At 44.7% G+C, this 18,941-nt stretch carries 21 protein-coding genes; 13 read left to right on the top strand and 8 right to left on the bottom strand.

Annotated features, from left to right (window positions below):
* Nucleotides 1-13 precede the first annotated feature (13 nt).
* Nucleotides 14-811: an SGNH/GDSL hydrolase family protein gene (locus tag MIC7113_RS02055; protein WP_015180512.1), complete on the top strand. Its 798-nt coding sequence runs from the start codon at nucleotides 14-16 to the stop codon at nucleotides 809-811.
* Between the two features lie 132 nt (nucleotides 812-943).
* Here MIC7113_RS02055 and MIC7113_RS02050 read toward each other — a convergent pair whose 3' ends face one another.
* Together MIC7113_RS02050 and MIC7113_RS02045 are read right to left on the bottom strand one after the other, a co-directional pair.
* Nucleotides 944-1,735, bottom strand: a complete 792-nt coding sequence (locus MIC7113_RS02050; protein ID WP_015180511.1) for a PD-(D/E)XK nuclease family protein — start codon at nucleotides 1,733-1,735, stop codon at nucleotides 944-946.
* A gap of 95 nt (nucleotides 1,736-1,830) precedes the next feature.
* Nucleotides 1,831-2,421 carry a PAP/fibrillin family protein gene (locus tag MIC7113_RS02045; RefSeq protein WP_015180510.1) on the bottom strand — a complete coding sequence of 197 codons (591 nt, stop codon included), beginning with the start codon at nucleotides 2,419-2,421 and terminating at the stop codon, nucleotides 1,831-1,833.
* Between the two features lie 256 nt (nucleotides 2,422-2,677).
* On the opposite strand from MIC7113_RS02045, the gene MIC7113_RS02040 reads away from it, so the two are divergent.
* A complete protein-coding gene (locus MIC7113_RS02040; protein WP_015180509.1) occupies nucleotides 2,678-2,911 on the top strand; it encodes a DUF3134 domain-containing protein in 234 nt (77 codons plus the stop codon).
* 99 nt (nucleotides 2,912-3,010) lie between these two features.
* Here the strand turns inward: MIC7113_RS02040 and MIC7113_RS02035 are convergent, their stop codons facing one another.
* Together MIC7113_RS02035 and MIC7113_RS02030 are read right to left on the bottom strand one after the other, a co-directional pair.
* Complete coding sequence (locus tag MIC7113_RS02035) at nucleotides 3,011-4,186, bottom strand: tetratricopeptide repeat protein (RefSeq protein ID WP_015180508.1); 1,176 nt, start codon at nucleotides 4,184-4,186, stop codon at nucleotides 3,011-3,013.
* 32 nt (nucleotides 4,187-4,218) lie between these two features.
* Entirely contained in the window at nucleotides 4,219-5,364 is a 1,146-nt protein-coding gene (locus tag MIC7113_RS02030) for a peptidoglycan-binding domain-containing protein (RefSeq protein ID WP_015180507.1), read from the bottom strand.
* Between the two features lie 583 nt (nucleotides 5,365-5,947).
* Between MIC7113_RS02030 and ftsH4 the strand changes: the two genes are divergently transcribed.
* The 8 genes from ftsH4 to MIC7113_RS35815 all read left to right on the top strand — a co-directional run bounded on the left by ftsH4 (nucleotide 5,948) and on the right by MIC7113_RS35815 (nucleotide 12,553).
* Complete coding sequence (ftsH4, locus tag MIC7113_RS02025) at nucleotides 5,948-7,828, top strand: ATP-dependent zinc metalloprotease FtsH (RefSeq protein ID WP_015180506.1); 1,881 nt, start codon at nucleotides 5,948-5,950, stop codon at nucleotides 7,826-7,828.
* Nucleotides 7,829-8,111: 283 nt separating this feature from the next.
* Nucleotides 8,112-8,873, top strand: coding sequence for a sterol desaturase family protein (locus MIC7113_RS02020; protein ID WP_015180505.1), 762 nt, complete (start codon nucleotides 8,112-8,114; stop codon nucleotides 8,871-8,873).
* Between the two features lie 896 nt (nucleotides 8,874-9,769).
* Nucleotides 9,770-10,045 carry a GlsB/YeaQ/YmgE family stress response membrane protein gene (locus MIC7113_RS02010; protein WP_015180503.1) on the top strand — a complete coding sequence of 92 codons (276 nt, stop codon included), beginning with the start codon at nucleotides 9,770-9,772 and terminating at the stop codon, nucleotides 10,043-10,045.
* Nucleotides 10,046-10,115: 70 nt separating this feature from the next.
* On the top strand, nucleotides 10,116-10,394 hold the full coding sequence (locus tag MIC7113_RS02005) for a GlsB/YeaQ/YmgE family stress response membrane protein (RefSeq protein ID WP_015180502.1): 279 nt from the start codon (nucleotides 10,116-10,118) through the stop codon (nucleotides 10,392-10,394).
* 255 nt (nucleotides 10,395-10,649) lie between these two features.
* Nucleotides 10,650-11,441, top strand: a complete 792-nt coding sequence (locus MIC7113_RS02000; RefSeq protein ID WP_015180501.1) for a glutathione S-transferase family protein — start codon at nucleotides 10,650-10,652, stop codon at nucleotides 11,439-11,441.
* A gap of 224 nt (nucleotides 11,442-11,665) precedes the next feature.
* Nucleotides 11,666-11,953 (top strand): type II toxin-antitoxin system Phd/YefM family antitoxin, encoded by a 288-nt coding sequence (locus MIC7113_RS01995; protein WP_015180500.1) that lies wholly within the window; start codon nucleotides 11,666-11,668, stop codon nucleotides 11,951-11,953.
* The gene (locus tag MIC7113_RS01990) at nucleotides 11,937-12,287 is read left to right on the top strand and encodes a type II toxin-antitoxin system RelE/ParE family toxin (RefSeq protein WP_015180499.1); all 351 of its coding nucleotides are present in this window, start codon (nucleotides 11,937-11,939) and stop codon (nucleotides 12,285-12,287) included. The genes MIC7113_RS01995 and MIC7113_RS01990 overlap by 17 nt, the downstream gene beginning before the upstream one ends.
* Nucleotides 12,288-12,415: 128 nt before the next feature.
* A complete protein-coding gene (locus MIC7113_RS35815; protein ID WP_155897905.1) occupies nucleotides 12,416-12,553 on the top strand; it encodes a hypothetical protein in 138 nt (45 codons plus the stop codon).
* A 550-nt stretch (nucleotides 12,554-13,103) separates the two neighbouring features.
* On the opposite strand, the gene MIC7113_RS01985 is transcribed toward MIC7113_RS35815, so the two are convergent.
* Both MIC7113_RS01985 and MIC7113_RS01980 read right to left on the bottom strand, forming a co-directional pair.
* Nucleotides 13,104-13,511 (bottom strand): hypothetical protein, encoded by a 408-nt coding sequence (locus MIC7113_RS01985; RefSeq protein ID WP_015180498.1) that lies wholly within the window; start codon nucleotides 13,509-13,511, stop codon nucleotides 13,104-13,106.
* A gap of 69 nt (nucleotides 13,512-13,580) precedes the next feature.
* Nucleotides 13,581-14,459, bottom strand: a complete 879-nt coding sequence (locus MIC7113_RS01980; protein WP_015180497.1) for a phosphodiester glycosidase family protein — start codon at nucleotides 14,457-14,459, stop codon at nucleotides 13,581-13,583.
* Nucleotides 14,460-14,927: 468 nt separating this feature from the next.
* Between MIC7113_RS01980 and MIC7113_RS01975 the strand changes: the two genes are divergently transcribed.
* A complete protein-coding gene (locus tag MIC7113_RS01975; RefSeq protein ID WP_015180496.1) occupies nucleotides 14,928-15,668 on the top strand; it encodes a hypothetical protein in 741 nt (246 codons plus the stop codon).
* A gap of 111 nt (nucleotides 15,669-15,779) precedes the next feature.
* Here MIC7113_RS01975 and MIC7113_RS01970 read toward each other — a convergent pair whose 3' ends face one another.
* A complete protein-coding gene (locus tag MIC7113_RS01970) occupies nucleotides 15,780-15,944 on the bottom strand; it encodes a hypothetical protein (RefSeq protein WP_155897904.1) in 165 nt (54 codons plus the stop codon).
* Nucleotides 15,945-16,225: 281 nt separating this feature from the next.
* Complete coding sequence (locus tag MIC7113_RS01965) at nucleotides 16,226-16,954, bottom strand: AIM24 family protein (protein ID WP_015180494.1); 729 nt, start codon at nucleotides 16,952-16,954, stop codon at nucleotides 16,226-16,228.
* A gap of 68 nt (nucleotides 16,955-17,022) precedes the next feature.
* Between MIC7113_RS01965 and MIC7113_RS01960 the strand changes: the two genes are divergently transcribed.
* Together MIC7113_RS01960 and MIC7113_RS01955 are read left to right on the top strand one after the other, a co-directional pair.
* Nucleotides 17,023-17,922 (top strand): glycine betaine ABC transporter substrate-binding protein, encoded by a 900-nt coding sequence (locus tag MIC7113_RS01960; RefSeq protein ID WP_015180493.1) that lies wholly within the window; start codon nucleotides 17,023-17,025, stop codon nucleotides 17,920-17,922.
* 36 nt (nucleotides 17,923-17,958) lie between these two features.
* Nucleotides 17,959-18,924 (top strand): ABC transporter ATP-binding protein, encoded by a 966-nt coding sequence (locus tag MIC7113_RS01955; RefSeq protein ID WP_015180492.1) that lies wholly within the window; start codon nucleotides 17,959-17,961, stop codon nucleotides 18,922-18,924.
* Nucleotides 18,925-18,941 lie beyond the last annotated feature (17 nt).

Genomic DNA, 18,941 nt, shown 5'->3' with positions numbered 1-18,941 from the left:
TTTTCCTAAATAAATGCAGAAGCAAAAACGTTTATTTCGTTTAAGCTTATTATTATGTCTTGTCGCTTTGGTAGTATCGCTAATCTTTAACGCGCTCCTGTTCCTCCAAGCGAGGTCATATTACCTACAACTGAACGCAACCAATTTAGACCCCTTGGGACTAAGCGCCTTTAGTGCCGATTCCCAACCCAATAGTATTCCTGCCGCCTCTACAACCATCGTAGTATTCTTTGGCGACTCGCGAGCAGAAATGTGGCCTATTCCTCCAAAACTCAAAGGCTTTTCTTTTATTAATCGAGGTATCAACACTCAGACTTCAGTCCAGGTATTGGGACGCTTTGATAAGCATGTTTTGCCATTACATCCCAAGATTATCATTGTGCAAGTTGGAATTAACGATTTAAAAACAATCCCACTATTTCCTCATCGGAAAGATGCCATTATTAGCAACTGCAAAGCTAATATTCAACAGATCGTCGAGCGTTCCGTAAAGAGTGGTGCTACCGTGATTTTAACAACCATTTTTCCGATTGGCCCAGTCCCCTTAACTCGTCAATTATTTTGGTCACCTGATATTGCCCAAGCGGTATTGGAAGTAAACGCTTATATATCTTCGCTAAAAGCTAAGAATATCTTGATTTTAGATGCTTACTCACTTTTAGTAGAGAAGAATCAAGTGAAAAGCAACTATGTGTACGATACCTTGCATCTCAACGAGAGAGGGTATAAGGTGCTAAATCAGGAGTTAACCCAAATACTATCTACGGTGAAGCTTTTACTCCTATCCAACTTCAACTCGAAATTTGTTTAAGTCCCGTTAATGAAGGAGAGCTGATCATCGAATGTTATAGAAATGTTATAGAAAGATTAAGCATCAGAACGAAGCTTTTATTGCAAGTTAGATATATGACAGCTTACACGTCACGGTAAAAAGGCAAATCTCTCAAATAGACACTTCTTGAATCTCCGCTAAGCTAGGAAGCAAATTGCTGCGCTCGCTCATCACGCCTTCCGATGTCCGTTCACAACGAATGGCAAAGTTACACTCGTTACAATATCCTTTTTCTTGGGACACTTGAGGAAAGAGAATTCCCTTTTCACAGTAGTCCTCCATCCAGCGATCGAGTTTATTCAACAAACGAGTTAATTCTTGACCCGTCTTTTCATGCTGTGCATTGCTATATGTAAATTTAATGCTTTGCGGCTGCGGTTGGGACTTAACAAACCAGTAAGTCATCGAAATTTGTTCAGGAGTATAATCGCTGGTTTCTGCCAACACATAGAGATACAATCGCGTTTGCCAATCTTTAGTTAGCCAAGTTTTCTTTTTGGGTAGGGGATAGGTTTTCCAGTCGAGAATTTGAGCGTTAGTTTCGTCTTCAATTAATAAGTCGTAGATAACCGTCAATAAATATCCTCGGAAATTCAGTGTGCGGCAATGTTCAGATTCGCGGAAGGTTTGAGGAACAGGTGTTAAAACATCGGTTGCTGTATTCACCAAGGCAGTAACCCAATGTTGCAGTTGAGCATCTTCCTCAACCAGCGATTCTATAGGTAACCCTAGTTCTCGTTGTTGCATCAAGAGGTGAAAGCGGCTTCCCCAAGCAAGGCGTTCTTGTTGCTCTGGTGAAACGGGTGTTCCTAACTGTTCTAAGTATATGTGTTGAAACTTTCGTGGGCAGGTTTCGAGGAGGTTCAGTTGTCCTTGGGACAGAGGCGTGAGGGAGGATAACATTTGGAATTTGGGATGATTAATTGTCAGTAAAATAAACCACAGAAGACACAGAGTAAAGGAAGAAAGAGGGTGTTTTATTAATAATTGATGATGAGTTAGGATGTTTTTGTGAGTACAAAAACACTTCCTTCATTGCCTCGCCCAATTCGCATATCGTTGTCAAGATAGGTAATATCCAACCAGCCTCGCTGCTCACGCTTCTCAATGGGAAAATCCAGGGATGGAAAAAACTTTTTGCCGGATTCGATTTGGTGGATAAAATCATTCGGGGACTGATAGCCGATTAAGCGTTGCAGACCGATGATAAACCGTTCAAATTTGACATTAACTCGGCGTTCGTTCACTGGCTCAAATCGCGCACAAACGCTAACTAAGCCTTCGAGATAAGGTAGACCCGGAAGTTCAGCAATGTTGTAAATTCTGGCACCTGAGGTACGAACGCATTGATAGATTTGACCAAGTTGCGCTAAGGGAAATCGATCAATATTTAATAACTCTTGACTGGTGGTATAAAGTAAACGCCAGTTACCCTCTAAGAGGTCAGTGGCCTCAACGGGTCGAGGCGTGGGGTTGCGGTCTTCCAGCCGCGCAACTGCCGAAAGAATGGCTATTTTATCGGTTTCGGTCGCCAACAGACCGCGATTCTTACCGGCGATCGCTTCTAGTACTTCTGCTTTGCTAACCATCTGATAGTTACCTCTATTGATACTTACTGTAGGAGACTTCTCTTCCTGCCACGTCACTTGGAGATGTCTGTGGTATTACCTCTTTTCCTCTGTTGATTCAAGAAGAAAGCAGAGGTGTTAGGGTAGATTTGATAAGTTGCTTGATGGTTCTCTCTTAGCTTAGCCGAGTCTGATTCCGAAGCATCAATCGCTCTTTCTCCCTGTTAAGCTCTAGAATACAGAATCTCTAATCCTCGTTTATTCAGCAAATCTTCCCATGTACAATCCTTCTTTACGTGAAGAACCTCGAGATCAACTCGCTGATGTCATTCCTGTGAAGCAAGAGACTTCACTGTTGGATTGGCTAGAAACCAATAATCGCCTAGTCGCTCGTGATAGTGACGATGCCTCTTTCCTTGATAATGAAGAAGAAATCTCCGAACTAATGGGAGTAGAGGATGGCGCTTTTGACGATGATGATGATGATGATGATCTCGATGATGATGTCTAATCTGCTTTGAAGATTGACGGTTGAAGGTTGTACTTCACAGGAGTACCCGAAGGGTCGGTTGCAAGGTTTAACAGGTCAACTTGCTAACTTTCAACCCCATTAAACCTGAAAGCCCATTTCTTGTAGTCCCTGGCGGAGGCGTTGAGCTTCCGCCAAGTTTTTTTGTGCTTCGTGGAGGGCGATCGCACTCTTAAATGCCGCTAAACTTTCTGGTACTTTACCCAGTTTCAGCAATACCACTCCCAGGTTTTGCTGAGCGTCGGCATAGTCAGGGTTGAGTTGAATCGCTTTCTGGTAGGATGCGATTGCCCCCTCCAACTGCCCTAGTGCCTTTAAGGTCATCCCCAAATTATTGTGTCCTGCGGCAAAACTGGGGTCAATCTTTAACGTGGTTTCATAGGCCATTTTGGCATGGGTTAAATCGCCCACGCCCAACAGCAAGTTACCCAAGTTGTTGTAAGCGCCAAGTTTCAACGACAGGAGAATCGGTTGCTGGATGGCAGATTGATAATGCTCTACGGCGAACTCAAGATTTTTTAAGCGCGTGTAAGCATTACCGAGATGGTAGTGAAGTTCAAATAACACCGGAGCCTCTACTGGAATCGCCCTCAATCCCCGTTCCAAGAGTTTGACCCCTTCGCTGACCTGATTGATCTGAATATACAGCGCTCCCAATTTGCTGCATACATAAGCGTCCTGGGGATGCTGGTTCAGATATCCTTCCATCGCTTGTCGCGCTTTGGTGTATTTATCCCGTGCGGCGATCGCACCGGGTTGGTAGCCATAGTGTTCGATCGCCACAGTAGACAAAGAAACAACTTGCCATTGAGGTTCTCGCTGTAACAACGCTTGCACGCTGTCATCGATCATGGCGTGATAAGGGCGAGAAAAGCGAATCTGCGGATGATTGCGAAATAACCGGGAAACGAGAGAATAGGGAGATTGAGAAGCACCCACTTCTTTGCGTACCAGGTTAATCACCAGGTTATGATCAAACGCGATCGCCTGCTGTATCTGAGGCACAATTTCTGGATTTAGTACTTCATCCGCATCCAATACCAGCACCCACTTTCCCTGCACATGGTTGAGAGCGTGATTCCGAGCCGCCGAAAAATCGTTGCACCACTCAAAGTGATACACCCCAGCTCCGAATTTTTGGGCAATTTCAACCGTGCGATCACCAGAACCAGTATCTAGGATTACCATCTCATCGACAACATCCTGGACACTCCTCAAGCATTGGGACAAAGAGGCTTCCTCATTTTTGACAATCATGCACAGGCTCAGATCCATTTCGCTAAACTGAGCTACCGGGTAAAGGGGTTAAGAGGAGCCGAATTGTCCTCATACCACGGGGTTGTTTGCTCCGGTTCAGGCTGTAACTGGGTTTTAGGCTTATCTTTATCTGACAAGGCTGTTAGGGTTTGTTCTCCCACAATGCCATCCACTTTGAGTCCTTTTGATCGCTGGAATAGGCGGACGGCTTCTTGGGTTTTTATATCGAAGACGCCGTTGGCATCATTCTGAAAACCTGCGGTTGCCAACTGTTTCTGAATCTCACTGACTTTCGAGCCGCGATCACCGATTTGCCAAAAACTCTTCGTCGATTCATCTACCGCTTGAGTCTCAGGCTCCTCTATGGATTCCCAACGGATACTCTTCTTCCCATCAGGCTTTGGCTGATTCAGTGTCAACTCATCAGGCTTTGGCTGATTCAGTGTCACTTCATCAGGAGTTGGTTGATTCAGCTTAAATTCATCAGGCTTTGGTTGATTCAGCTTCAACTCATCAGGATTTGACTCATTTGCCAGCGTTCTGGATTCCGACTTGTCTGATAAGGCTGTCAGTGTCTCCTTGCCAACAATCCCATCCACTTTGAGTCCTTTGGCTTGTTGGAATAGACGAACCGCTTCTTGGGTTTCCTGATCAAAAACGCCGTTGGTACTGCTGGGATAGCCGGAATCTGCCAATATTTTCTGAATTTCACCGACTTTCGAGTCGCGATCGCCGATTTTCCAAATTGGGTGAGAAGGCTCCTCTACCGCTTGCTTTCGTTGTCCCTGTAGGGCGGATTTAGTGCTGGTTCCTACCACACCATCGGCTGCCAGTCCCTTAGCTCGCTGATATCTAAGAACCGCTTGCTTGGTCAGTGGGCCGTAATAGCCAGTTGTCGGGCCGTTAAAGTAGCCCAGTCTCTGCAAACGCTGTTGGAGAGCCATTACTTCCGAGTTGCGATCGCCTGGTTTAACCAGGGCAAACGCCTGTTTCGCTAATCCTAAGATACCGAGCACGACAGTTAGAGATAGCAGAGGAACGGCTGCACGTGTTGAGAACTGGGGTGAATTAAGACAAGTTAAAAGTTTAGGGTTCTTCCAGATCGCCGCCAAGGCGTAATGGGTGTCTGTTGATTCTTCATTGGCGGCAGCCACATGAAGGTAAGCAAGCGTTTCCATAGTTTTAATGTTACCTCACTCATGAATAAGCACTAGTTTAGCTCGAAGATTTACCGACGAATAATCCTGATTGCTGAGGAACTCCCGATCAGGTTAACCCTTAAGGGGTAATCCACGTCGCCTGTGTATCCGTTGAATTCAGAAGTTCTTTGAATCACTGATTTCGGCAGCTCATTACCTCTAGTAAGAGGTTTTACGATCGGGCTTACGCTTCCCTGACAAAATTTATAGAATTTCAGCTCTTATCGTGCCTTAATTTTCTGTAAAAGTTTGCTCTCTTAAAAGCTTATGCATTACAATTAAACGCTTTTTGGTTCAGTCTTACAGAGATTCCGATCTGAGAAAATCCTAAAATTATCAACAGACTCCAATTCTTCTTTCTCTGTGTTTTTGATCAATTTTCCCCCAATCGTTTAGCCAAAATCCCAGCTTTTTGGGTTCCATAGCCGTAGTTGTAACCTCTCGTAATGGTGGAAACCCGAACCATTTTAGTGGAGCGATCGCCGACTCTAGAGGGAGTCCAGTTGGGTTAAGAAATTTTACAATTATTAAAGTAACGGTTTCATAAAACAGCTTTAAACCTATGAGTATTAAAGATAAACCTCAACTCCCTCGCAGTCGGCAGATTGCCAATATTCTATTCTTAGTGGCAGGTTTGTTCTTGGTGGCAAACTTATTTTTGCCTGCCTTTTTGGGACCACAGACTCAGCGAGTCCCCTATAGCATATTCATCGACCAAGTGCAAGATGGTAAAGTGGCGCAGGCTTACGTCGGGCAAGACCAGATTCGCTACCAGCTTAAAGGGGAAGGCGACCAACCCGGACAAGTCCTCTCTACCACCCCCATCTTCGACCTAGATTTACCCAAACGGCTAGAAGATAAAGGGGTTCAGTTCGCTGCGGCTCCACCGGCAAAGGGAAACTGGTTTACCACGCTCCTAGGTTGGGTGATTCCTCCCCTGATTTTCGTGGGTATTTTGCAGTTCTTTGCAGGACGCTTTGGTGGCGGTGGCCCACAAGGTGCGCTCTCCTTTACCAAAAGCAAGGCTAAAGTTTATGTAGAAGGCGAATCGACAAAAATCACCTTTGCCGATGTGGCTGGGGTAGAAGAAGCGAAGACTGAATTAGTAGAAATTGTTGATTTCCTGAAAACTCCGCAGCGGTTTACGAATATTGGAGCTCGTATTCCCAAAGGTGTGCTACTGGTTGGTCCTCCAGGAACCGGTAAAACCCTCTTAGCTAAAGCGGTAGCGGGAGAAGCGGGTGTACCCTTCTTCAGTATCTCTGGTTCCGAATTTGTGGAACTGTTTGTCGGTGCGGGTGCGGCACGAGTACGGGATTTGTTTGAACAGGCGAAACAGAAAGCACCTTGCATTGTGTTCATTGATGAATTGGATGCGATTGGCAAGTCTCGTGCCAGTGGTGGGTTCATGGGGGGTAACGATGAGCGGGAACAAACCCTGAACCAGTTGCTGACGGAGATGGATGGTTTTGCGGCAAGTAATACCACAGTGATTGTGCTAGCAGCGACCAACCGTCCTGAATCCTTAGACCCTGCATTGTTACGTCCGGGACGCTTTGACCGTCAGGTGTTAGTGGATCGCCCTGATTTATCGGGACGGGAAGCGATTTTAAATATCTACGCTCAGAAGGTGAAGCTGGGTGATGATATAGACTTACATGCGCTCGCCGCTCGTACCCCTGGTTTTGCCGGTGCAGATTTGGCGAATTTGGTCAATGAAGCCGCGTTATTAGCCGCACGCGCAAGGCATGAAACCGTTTCTCAGGCAGACTTTAACGAAGCGATCGAGCGAGTCGTGGCAGGTTTAGAGAAGAAAAGCCGCGTCCTCAATGAAAAAGAGAAAAAGATTGTGGCTTACCACGAAGTAGGTCACGCTATCGTGGGTGCGCTGATGCCGGGAGGAAGTAAGGTGGCGAAAATCTCCATCGTGCCTCGCGGGATGGCAGCGCTTGGTTACACCTTACAACTACCCACAGAAGACCGCTTTTTGATGGATGAAGGCGAACTTCGGGGTCAGATTGCCACACTGTTGGGTGGACGTTCCGCCGAAGAGGTTGTCTTTGGTAGCATTACAACAGGTGCCGCCAATGACTTGCAGCGGGCGACTGATTTGGCAGAACGGATGGTCACCACCTACGGCATGAGCAAGGTACTCGGCCCCCTCGCTTACGAGAAGGGTCAACAGAATAACTTCTTGGGGGATGGTGCAATGATGAATCCCCGCCGGATGGTGAGTGATGAAACCGCAAAAGCGATCGATGAAGAGGTGAAGGAGATTGTTGAAGGCGCACATCAGCAAGCCTTAGATATTCTCAACAACAATCGAGATTTGCTGGAAAAAATTGCACAGAGAATCTTAGATGTTGAGGTCATCGAAGGTGAGGAATTACAAAATCTCCTCACTCAAGTCCGCTCTATAGAAAAGGTGCCTGCGACTGTTTAAAGTAGCTGAAGTTGAACAGTGAGGTGTGGGATAGGTTGATATTCCACACCTTTTCCCATGAAGTTTGATACCCAATCCGACTTATAGATCCATTTTTTAAGCGTCTGGACAATCTCTTCCCACTTCTTTCATCCTCATGCTTAGCTTTGGCTCCATTCTCCCACTTCTCCCATCCTCATGCTTAGCTCCGACCTCACTCCCCCATCCCACCGCTCTACTATCTTTGAATGCAACTCGGCGGAAGAGGTAAACTACCATCTGACTTCAAAGAGGAAACGTTAAATTGGCAGACCACTCATTTTTATACTATTGCTTCGTCTTTTTCGGGGCTATTCTTGCCCGTTACTTTCTCATCGCTGGGGGAACCTACTTGATCTTCTATTCGGATCTGGGGAAGCGCTTCCCCAAGCGAGGGTTGCGTCGATCGCCACCCCTATGGAGGTCGATCCAAAAGGATTTGGAATTATCTGTTCTGTCTGCGGTAGTTTTTGCCCTGTGCGCTGCATTGATGATGTCAGAGTACGGTTTGGAAGTCACTCGCTTGTACACTGACCCACGCCAGTATGGGCTGTGGTATTTGGGGGTTAGCTTTGTTGGGGTGCTGATCCTCCAGGATACGTACTTTTATTTCATGCATCGGATGTTTCATCATCCCTTGCTCCTAAAGTGGCTGCACCAGGGTCATCACCGTTCGGGAGACCCGACACCGTGGACATCCTTTGCGTTCGACCTACCAGAGGCACTGATTCAAGCGATCTTCTTTGTCAGTGTAATTTTTGTCGTACCGATCCATTTCATCACCTTGATTGCCGTACTCCTGACGATGACGGTATGGTCTGTGTTGAATCATCTGGGATTCGAGTTATTTCCCTCATCGTTTCCCCGCCACTGGCTGGGACAGTGGTTCATCGGTTCGACGCATCACTCCATCCATCATCGCAAGTACACAGTACACTACGGGCTTTACTTCACGTTCTGGGACAAGATGCTCGGTACTGACGACCCTAATTATGAGAATGAGTTTGATTTGGTTCTCAGACGGTAATCCATAAGACTGACGCCTTGGCAAGACGCTCAGTCTTGTTCAAAAAGATGGACTTTCATCTAAGGACGACATCCTAACCTTTGGGATTGCGATCGCATATTGACGGATTAGCTTCAGTTTTAATTTAACAATTGGCTTAAAGGAATAAATGGAACTGATAATGATAATCAGGGCAAGTAAGAGTAGGAGATAATATCCTCGAAGGATGTAACCGAAGTCATGTTCTACAAACAACAAAATCATGACTCGGAGATTTCAGAAATGGAGATAAAGACATATCTTGTTCTAATCGTCAAATTATCTTCTGGCTATAAGGTGAACTGAACTCAAGAGTAGCTCATTGGGATACTCTTCATCCCCTGCATCATGGGAAGCTTTTTCGGTTCTCTTGTGATGAATCGTATCAATCACTACATTCATCTACTTGTTGGGGACTTTATCTAGTCCATCGATGCTGTATGAGCCGTTTGAGGGAGTTTTATCTATAAAGTTGTGATATTTCTCGGCCTATGGCTTAGAGGCTTTCGAGAGCCACCGGGTCGGAACACTAGATCTTCGAGAACGGCTTCGTTGTTGAGCAAGCGTCCTTTTATCCCCAATAGCTCGTTAAGGGCGGCTACCTGTATTTTTGGCAATCTAAACGAGAATTCATGTCAAGCCTCTTACAGCAGAATTAATACAAAGCTTCATTTTTCTTATGGCAGTCAGGGCGAAATAATTATGAAGTGTAAAGTGTGAACAATACTCTTTGACTTTAGATAGAAAACATTCCGAAAAAGCTTAAGATTTCTCTACCTTTCGATTATACCCTCTGATAGAGGTGACGAAGCTGTTCAGCTTGATATTGTGAATATACAAAGCAAGAAAATATTTAATCAAAAACGGAGAAAATCAAAATGGTAATTAATGTTATTGCTTGGCTCGTTTTAGGTCTGATTGCTGGTGCGATCGCCAAAGCTATTTATCCGGGTCACCAAGGTGGTGGAATCTTTGCAACAATTGGTTTAGGAATTTTGGGTGCTATGGTTGGAGGCTGGCTGGGTAATCTCTTCTTGGGAACCACGGCAGGAGCCACAGCAGGCGCTTTAAGTATACCCAGTGTTATCTTCGCTATTATCGGGGCCTTAGTTCTGCTCTTCCTGTGGGGCTTGTTCACCAGACGGGCTGCGTAACTGTCTCGTTCTAAGCTCGGTATCAATCAAGCTCGGAAAAAGACGTTAAGTAACGAGGGGGAAAATCAACATGACGGGTATTCTCGCGTGGATCATTTTGGGTCTGATTGCTGGTGCGATCGCCAAAGCCATCTATCCCGGTCCTCAAGGCGGTGGAATCTTTGCAACAATTGGTTTAGGAATTCTGGGTGCGTTAGTAGGGGGATGGTTGGGTAGCGTGTTGCTCCCAGGTTCGGGGGCGGCAGCAGCATCAGTAGGAGCTTTGACGCTACCTAGCATTATTTTTGCAGTTCTGGGTGCGATTGTGGTGATCTTCATTTGGGGTTTATTGACCAGACGCGCTCTCTAAACCTCAACCTTTGGAAAAACTCCATTTCAGGCTCTGCTGACGCCTTATCCCCCATGTTAACGATGGGGGTTTTTACATAAATAAATTTTCCCTCTCCACATTAAGGTTTTTCTGGTCTTGTGAGACTTAAAATTTTGACTTCCAAAGGGATTGGGGATGAGCAATTAGGAATTTCCGGACTGGACAAGGGAAATACACTAAGCTGGAGACGTTAAATTGACAATGGTCTCTAAATAAACAGCAAGGAGATATAGAATGCTGGAGTTGTACCAATTTGAGCTATCGCAATACTCTGAAAAAGTACGGCTCATCCTGGACTATAAAGGGCTAGCTTATCGAAAAATCGAAGTGACGCCAGGAGTAGGGCAGCTAGAAGTCTTCCAGCTATCTGGTCAACGGAAGCTACCCGTGCTTAAAGATGGGGATACTGTAATTAGTGATTCTACGGCGATCGCCATGTATTTGGATCGCAAGTATCCCGACAGACCGCTAATTCCCACCGATCCCAAACAACGGGGGCTGTGCTTGCTCATCGAAGAGTGGGCGGATGAGTCGATTGGGGTTAAAAGTCGGAAGGTACTCTATGGGGCAATGAGCCAAAGTCCCACTTTCCGGACATCGGTTTTGCCCAACACGACACCTGACTTTCTCAAAACCATAGTCGGTGCCGTCCCGCCAGAAGTACTTGAGATGTTGGGTACAGGTGTTGGGGCTGGCCCAGATGCGGTAAAAGATGCTAAAGATGCCCTAAAGCAAGACTTGGAAGCCCTGAGTCTGCTGCTTCTGGATAGTCCTTATCTGGTCGGAAACCAACCTACCTTAGCTGATTTTGCAGTCGCGGGTGTTAGCCTGTTGCTCAAGTTTCCCGAAGGTCCTTACCTGGATTTGCCTGAAAACATTAAAGGTAAGGGAATTCCTGGTTTAGCCGATAGTAGCGTGTACGAAACCTTCTTTAACTGGCGCGACCGCCTTTATGCCGCTTATCGCAAGCCTCTGATTTCTACTGGAACAAACGGTTCTGCACCGACATCCATCGAGATTGATTAGGTCGTTTGGCTCAAACGCTTGATTAATTGATAATATTTACCGACCCAGAGGGCTGGGTCGTTATTTTTTCGTTACATAACTTTTCATCTAGTTAATAGGTCAGTGATAGCATGTGTGATCGCCCCTCAATCTACCATCATCAACTCGATCGCATACAATCGCACATAGACACAACAATTGCCAACTGTTAGCATGAAATTATCAAATCATTCTTTGAAAATTTCATGCTCAGTCTAAGTGACATTTATCCTCTCTCGGAGTTCCAGCGGGGTGCGAAAGCTTTCCTGGCAAGACTCAAAGAAACTAAAGCACCCATAGTTCTAACGGTTAATGGTAAAGCTACTGCCGTTGTTCAAGATGCTGAAGGCTACCAGCAACTTCTCGATAGGATTGAGTTACTGGAGTCTATTGTGGGTATCCGCAAAAGTATTGAAGAATTTGAGCAAGGTAAAGGGATACCTCTGAAGCAAGCATTTGCAGAACTTCGGGAAAAGTATGGTTTACCAGATTGAAATATCTCCTACTGCGGTGGCTGATATAGAAAGCATTTTTCTTTGGATTAAGGAGGATTCACCGGAAAATGCTTATCGCTGGGTAAGAGGGTGTTATGAAATTATGTTGACGCTGGAAAATTTTCCCCGGCGTTGTGCTTTGGCGATCGAAAGTGAGTATATGGGAATAGAGGTACGGCAACTTCTCTATAAAAAGCAATTCAATATTTTATTTACTGTTAGTGAAATAGTTGAGCAAGAGCAAGGAATTGTGCGTATTCATCGTGTGCGTCATTGTTCTCAACAAGCACTTCAAAGTATAGATCAACTCTTCGGTGATGAACCAGAAACTTAAACCGAGAGCGCACTTCTCCCCACAAACAAGCGATCGCCTCCCCTCTCTTGCTCCCCCCTTACCAAGGGGGGCGGGGGGGGGTAAAAACACTGATAACGATTAACTCTCTATAAAATCCCACTACAGCAATGACCCAAATTTATAACAGAACATCCGAGAAAGCGAAACGGCAACAGCTTCGACGGAATATGACAAAAGCTGAATTGTGGCAGAAATTGAGTGTGATTGCAGCGTCTCAATCCCATAGCACAAACCACTTGCACTAAAGACTTTGTTGTTGACTTAAATTTTGTTGTTTACTGGAGGCTTGTAAGTTAACCGTGAATACCCCCCAAAACTCAGTGAACCAGGTAAGGTTACCTGGTTCACGCAAAACTTATTCAATACACTATGCAACTAAAGTTTACAGATGCTTACAGCCTTCACTAAACAGTCTTGAGTATTCTTCCGTTCCTCGGTTTTTAGTTTGGTTTGGCTCTCTGTTTTAACCGCATTGTTAGCTACTCACCGCTGAACTTTATACATCAGCTTTGCCACAAGTTAATTTAAAACACGCGCCGTCCTTTTTTAGTCTTTCTACCAAGCTATAGTAAGCTGTAAGTGGCTCAGGGCAGGAGGCACAACCCCGAATCCCGATTGATTTCTGTGCCTACTATCAAGATATCAAGTCTTTTCAATACAGGCTAGTCTCTGTTACATAAATTTGTTTAACGGAGGATAAAGCTGTCAGGGCAGAAGCGATGGTATAGACAAAAAAACACTCCTCAACCCTGACCAAAACGAATAGGATTCAAACCCTTAACCGATGTGTAGCGGTTAGGGCGTACTCGCACGGACAGGGCCGTTGTAGTCCATCGTTACATTGCCTTCTGTAGAAACGGTAACCACGCTCTCATAGGAGGGAATCGTCTCACCTGGCATCGTCCCTCTGAACGTAAATGTCCAGGTACCATTCCCATTGTCTACATAGGGGGACTGAGCAGCCGGCCCATGCATGGAGCTTTCAGCGCGATAGAAACCTAAACCTCCATTAGCCCTTTCCGCCGCTTGCCGTGCTAAATTTTTGGCGCGATTGAGGTCAATGAGAACGCTGCGGTCTAGTCTACGCTCGGTCGTTGGAGTACCCTCAGTCGTAGTGGGTGTCTGGGCGACAAGAGGCAATGAACCAAGCGTTAAAGCCGTCAGCACGGTTACACAAGCCAAAGCACTTTGTTTCAACATCATAGATTTCCCCTTTTTCTCTCTAAGCCAGTATCTGCTTTTTCAGGTCAACGGTAGAGATGTATGTTTGTTTCACTCCTGAATCAGTAAAACAGAAAAAAGTTCCCTCTTGACCCAAGTTCCCTTTTCATTTACTTTCCCGTAAACCGTTTTGCCTTTGTAATAGAAACTAGAGGAGCTTCCCCCATCCAGATTCATGGCTTGCTCCACGCCTTGAGCTTTCATGAAGGCGGCTAATGCTGGCAAGGATAACCCGGAGGCGGTGGGCGCTTCTGGCTTTTGAGCCACCATGACCACGAGCAGGCTGCCATCACGGGTAATCCCGATCGCACTTCGAGCATTAGGTTGCTTGCTCCCCAGTGGGTCTCGTATGATTTTACCGTTGGCAAACGCGAGAAAACCTTCTGGAATTTCAGTCAACTCTGGCAATAAGCGGGGGCCACCCCCTAGGGCATCCAAGAGTTGGCATCCGGTGGGAGGAGCTTGGCTGTGAAGGGCAATATCATAACGAATTGTTTGACCACAACGGTAGCGTCGGAATTCTGTCCGGTTGAGGATTTTCTGAAAGTAAGGCATTAATTTAGGATTGTTCATCAGTCGCTTGTTCTGCCTAGGGTCTGCCACCCAGACGCCTTGCTGCATCACATAGGAGGTCGATTGTTGATTTTCTGGATCGAAAAAGCCTCCATTGATGGCTGCGATCGCTCCGTGTTTCTGGGCAAAGCTTTCTAGGGAACTTAACCCTGAGGAGATGGCGGGAGTCACCCCAAAACGACTTGATGCGGGAATTAACAGGGTGTGAACTACGCTTTGTTGTATGCGGTGGGTTTGGTATTGGAGACCTTGTTCGGCAGAAGGCGAAACGGCTGAAGAGGGAAAAGAGGTTGGTTTGCGATCAGGTTTACAGGAGAGCAGAATTCCGAACCCCATTAAGCTCAAGCTCAATAACATGATTTTTCTCAATCGCTTTTCCTCTTTTCCTCTGAAAGCTTATTAGAGAAAAGTGTAAAGTTTTTGGGTAAAGAATTTAACATAGAGACAAGGATGTGTGGCTCAGCCTTGGGGATGATAAATACCTGAAATTTGGGTGCCGCCAATAAATTTTTTAGCTATTAGATTGGAGAGCGTTTGTAGGATACCTACAAGCGTTAAAGTAGCTCTTGGGAGAGTGACAGTTATTAATCTGGTCTATTCGTACATTGTTTGGAGTTGATAGAGTTTAACATTAATTACTAGATTTTAATTCTCTAACCATCATCTCCTCATTACCCCCACAATTAATGAGTCGAACATCAATTTAGGTTCTTGATTAAAAAGTCAAGAAGCGATAAGTCTGAGCCTAATTTTGTGAAGACTCTCAACTCGTCGAGCCTCACTCACCGGATTTTTGTGAAGTTTTAATTATTGGGAGAGTGAATTATGATTCGTTCTATAGCTCCGCTCGTTTACTATGACCATGTTGATAGCACCTACATCAAAATTGGTACAGGAAGTTGGCTGCATTGGTTAGCCCAGAACAAAAGCTTCAGGTATGAATCATTTTGGGGGTCTTTTATCGCTTGTAAAGAGCAGCAAGGGGAAGAAACATTTTGGATAGCTTATCGACGTGTCAAAGAGCAGCAAAGATCTGCTGACTTAGGTTTTACTGAAGACTTAACGGTCGAAAACTTGCTAGATACGGCTAAAAAGCTCAGTGCCAGTAATACAAGACCTTGGGACGGTAAGCATCCAACCCCAAGCCCTGATGAGAATCCTCATAACCAATCAGAAACTATTCCTCAAGGTATCGAACTGAATGCTGCTCGTCAATGGTGCATTTTTTATATCCATCCCGATGGGCGAGAAGAGTTTTTGGGTGCGTCTTGGAAAAAGGAACAAGCCCTCAATTACCTGCAAAATCTCTTAGCACTAAATTTCCCATCGGAATTAATCAGTAGCTTGCCGGGTAACAGATCAAACCGCTATGAAGTGAGAGAGGAATTGGTCATACCCATTGGCTACACACAGACAAGATTGGAGAGAAATAGTTTTGGATTCCAGGCATCCACTCAAGAAATAGAACTTCGTACCCAGGTTTCACAGCTACGTCAGCAAATCTCAAAATTGCAAAGGCAATTAGATCAAGAACGTCATCTCAATTCCAAGTTTATTTGGAATTGAATAGTACATCAAAGCACTCTTAAATTCATGGATTGAAATAGCTTTCACTTTCGAGCAAAAAAGCTTTATTTTCTGGGATAAATTGTCTATTTGCTTAACCTTGATACCTACTTAAAAAGGCACCTGATCTAATTGCTCATTTGGTATTTGGACTGGTTCAAGAGCTATATTCTTGGAGTTGATGCCAATCGGCTGGCTCGATACCTGAAAAAATGTAACACCCATGGTGACCAGTGCCGGGTCAGCGGCTATGGCTAGTACTATTGTTATAATCATTGCTTCTATTAGCCTTTTCATCACCACTCTCCTCATGCCAATGACGAATTTTGGAATTATTAAATATTTCAATCCCGTAATAAATATTTAAAAATCCCAAAACCTATTAACCTTCTATTACTAGTCTAGCCAGGACACATAAAGATATAATTAATAACTTTCTTTTTTGAGCAAGCTTTTTTATTGATTTGATAAAGTTTTAAATTCTCTCACTAGAAATAAATATGGGTTCTGATTTCTATAAACTCCTCGCCCTTCTCTACTAGGCGAGGAGAGGTAGCTCATCCCAGACCCATGCCATCGGTTTCAGAGATTAATAATTTACCTTCGCCTTGATAAAACCATACATACCCCTCGCCACCGCCTTTTCCAAAATGACCTATTTTTCGATAATCTTCTTCAATTCCGTTGGTAAATCCTTTAACAATGTCACAATCAGCAATCAACGTTTCACCTCGCTTAAGTTTGATAACTTTAGCGGGTGAAGAGGTACCAGCTATAACTTGAGATTTGTTCTCCGGTAAAGATTTTAGAACAATCCTCCATCGACCATCATTAGAACCAGCCATTTGCCGGAATTTTAATCGTTTAGCACCTATCACTACATTGTCAGAACAAAACTGAAAGATAGCATCATCAAATTCCCATTGTTCTGAATCTGAAAGCTCAATTGGTGTGTAATGCAAGAAATATCCTTTTTGTCTAGGTTCCAGGTGAACTCGACCTGTCCCTTTATACAGAGGAGCGTTGTAATCCATTTCCGTCCTCAACGCTACCCACAAATCTTTCAGACGGTTATCGCTTTTATAAACACCATAACTCAATTGACCAATACAACTGTGTAGAGCACCTTTTTGAATAATTACTCCAGAATTATCTAGGTGAATTTCAACTTGCTGAACAAAGGGAATAGATCGGGTGGGATGGTAAAATTTGTTTGTTTCTTTGTTAATGTTATTTTGCAAATACCATAAATCTGTAGGTTCGATGATTTTGACTTCGTATTGCATGATGTTATTCAGGGGTTAAGTGGAGATATATTAATATAATAAGCGGTATAGTATCCAATTTTTTTCAGATGCAATTCCTTCGTCGCCTAGTTGTGCTACTTCTGCTAACGCTACTGACGATGTTAAGCGCAATCGCTTGCAACAGTAGCACTGGCATTAAAGTCGGCTCGAAAGATTTCACCGAACAATTTATTTTGGGGGAAATGTATGCCCTAGTGCTAGAAAATCAAGGCTTGAAAGTAGAACGTAAACTTAACCTCGGTGGTACACCTGTAGCTCAAGCTGGTTTGGAAAGTGGTCAAATTGATTTGTATCCAGAATATACGGGAACGGGTTTATTAACAGTAATTAAACAACCCGCTCAAAGTAACCAAAAGTCGGTATTTAATACAGTGGCTAAAGCCTATCGAGAAAAATTTAACTTAGTCTGGCTTGAACCTGCTCCGATGAATAATACTCAAGCACTGGTAATGACTCAAGAAGGCTCTAAAAAATATGGAATTAAGACAATTTCTCAAATGGTTGCTAAAGCCAGCCAATTAACAATGATTGGGCCACCTGAATTTGAGGCACGTGAGGATGGATTACCCGGTTTGAAAAAAGCTTATGGGGATTTTAAGCTCAAAAAATTCATTCCCGCCGATCCAGGTTTAAGGTATAAAACCCTAAACAATGCTCAAGCCGATGTTGCAGTTGCCTTTGGGACAGATGGTGAAATTAGTGCCTTAAAATTGGTGGTTTTAGAAGATGATAAAAACTTGTTTCCACCTTATCAAGTGGCTCCAGTCATACGTCAAGAAACGCTAGATCAAAATCCAGGGATTCGAGACGCTCTCAATACCTTATCTCCGAAACTGACAACCGAAACCATGCAGCGCCTAAACTACGAGGTTAGTGGTAAACAACGTGAACCGGCGGAAGTGGCTAAGGAATTTTTGACTCAAGAAGGATTGTTAAAAAAGCCTTAGTTAAAATCGGTAAGCAACAAGGCTGAGGAAAAATCAGTGAGTGCAATACGGTTTGAGGAGGTGTTCCTAAAATTTCCTGGTGTATCCCACCCAGCGGTAAATGGCTGCACTTGTAAAATCGAAGCCGGTCAATTAGTCGTGATTTTGGGGCCATCGGGTTGTGGGAAAACAACCCTGCTGAAGATGGTCAATCGCTTATATGAGCCAACTTCGGGTAGAATTTACCTCGATGGTACTGACATCCAAAAGATACAAGTTACCCAGTTACGTCGGCAGATGGGTTACGTGATTCAGCAGTCTGGGTTGTTTCCTCACATGACAGTGGCAGAGAATATTGCTGTAGTGCCGAAGCTGTTGGGTTGGTCGAGGGTGCAGTACCAAGCACGAGTGGATGAGTTGTTGATGCTCGTGGAACTATCCCCTCAAGAATACCGCGATCGCTACCCGGCGCAACTCTCTGGAGGACAGCAGCAACGAGTTGGATTGGCGCGTGCTTTGGCGGGTGATCCGAAAGTTATGTTAATGGATGAGCCATTTGGAGCCATTGACGCGATTACTCGCCAGACGTTACAGGATGAGATTTTGCGTCTCCAGCGTCAGCTTAAGAAAACGATTCTGTTTGTGTCTCATGATGTTGAGGAAGCGCTGCGTCTTGCTGACAAAATCATGATTCTGCAAAAAGGGCAGATTGTGCAGTTTGATACACCCTTGAATATCCTCACACGACCCGCTAATCCTTTTATATATGAATTGATGGGTGCGGATGATCGGGTACGCCAATTGAGTTTGCTGCGAGTGGAGACGGCAATGGCAAGCGTCTCACCAGATTATCAACCTCAAAATGAACACACAATCGGACGATATGATAACTTGCGTCAAGCGTTATCCGTGTTGCTACGAACGGGTGCACAGAAGTTAACGGTACTCGATGGTGAGGATGTGGTTGGTATCCTTACCCTTGAACAAATTCGGGATTCTGCAAGGATGGAAGTTAATCGTTAAGATGACATTCTGCTATG

The organism is Allocoleopsis franciscana PCC 7113, from assembly GCF_000317515.1.
Lineage (GTDB): Bacteria > Cyanobacteriota > Cyanobacteriia > Cyanobacteriales > Coleofasciculaceae > Allocoleopsis > Allocoleopsis franciscana.
Note: the sequence above shows the minus strand (reverse complement) of the source record. Positions and strands in the feature narration are given on the sequence as shown.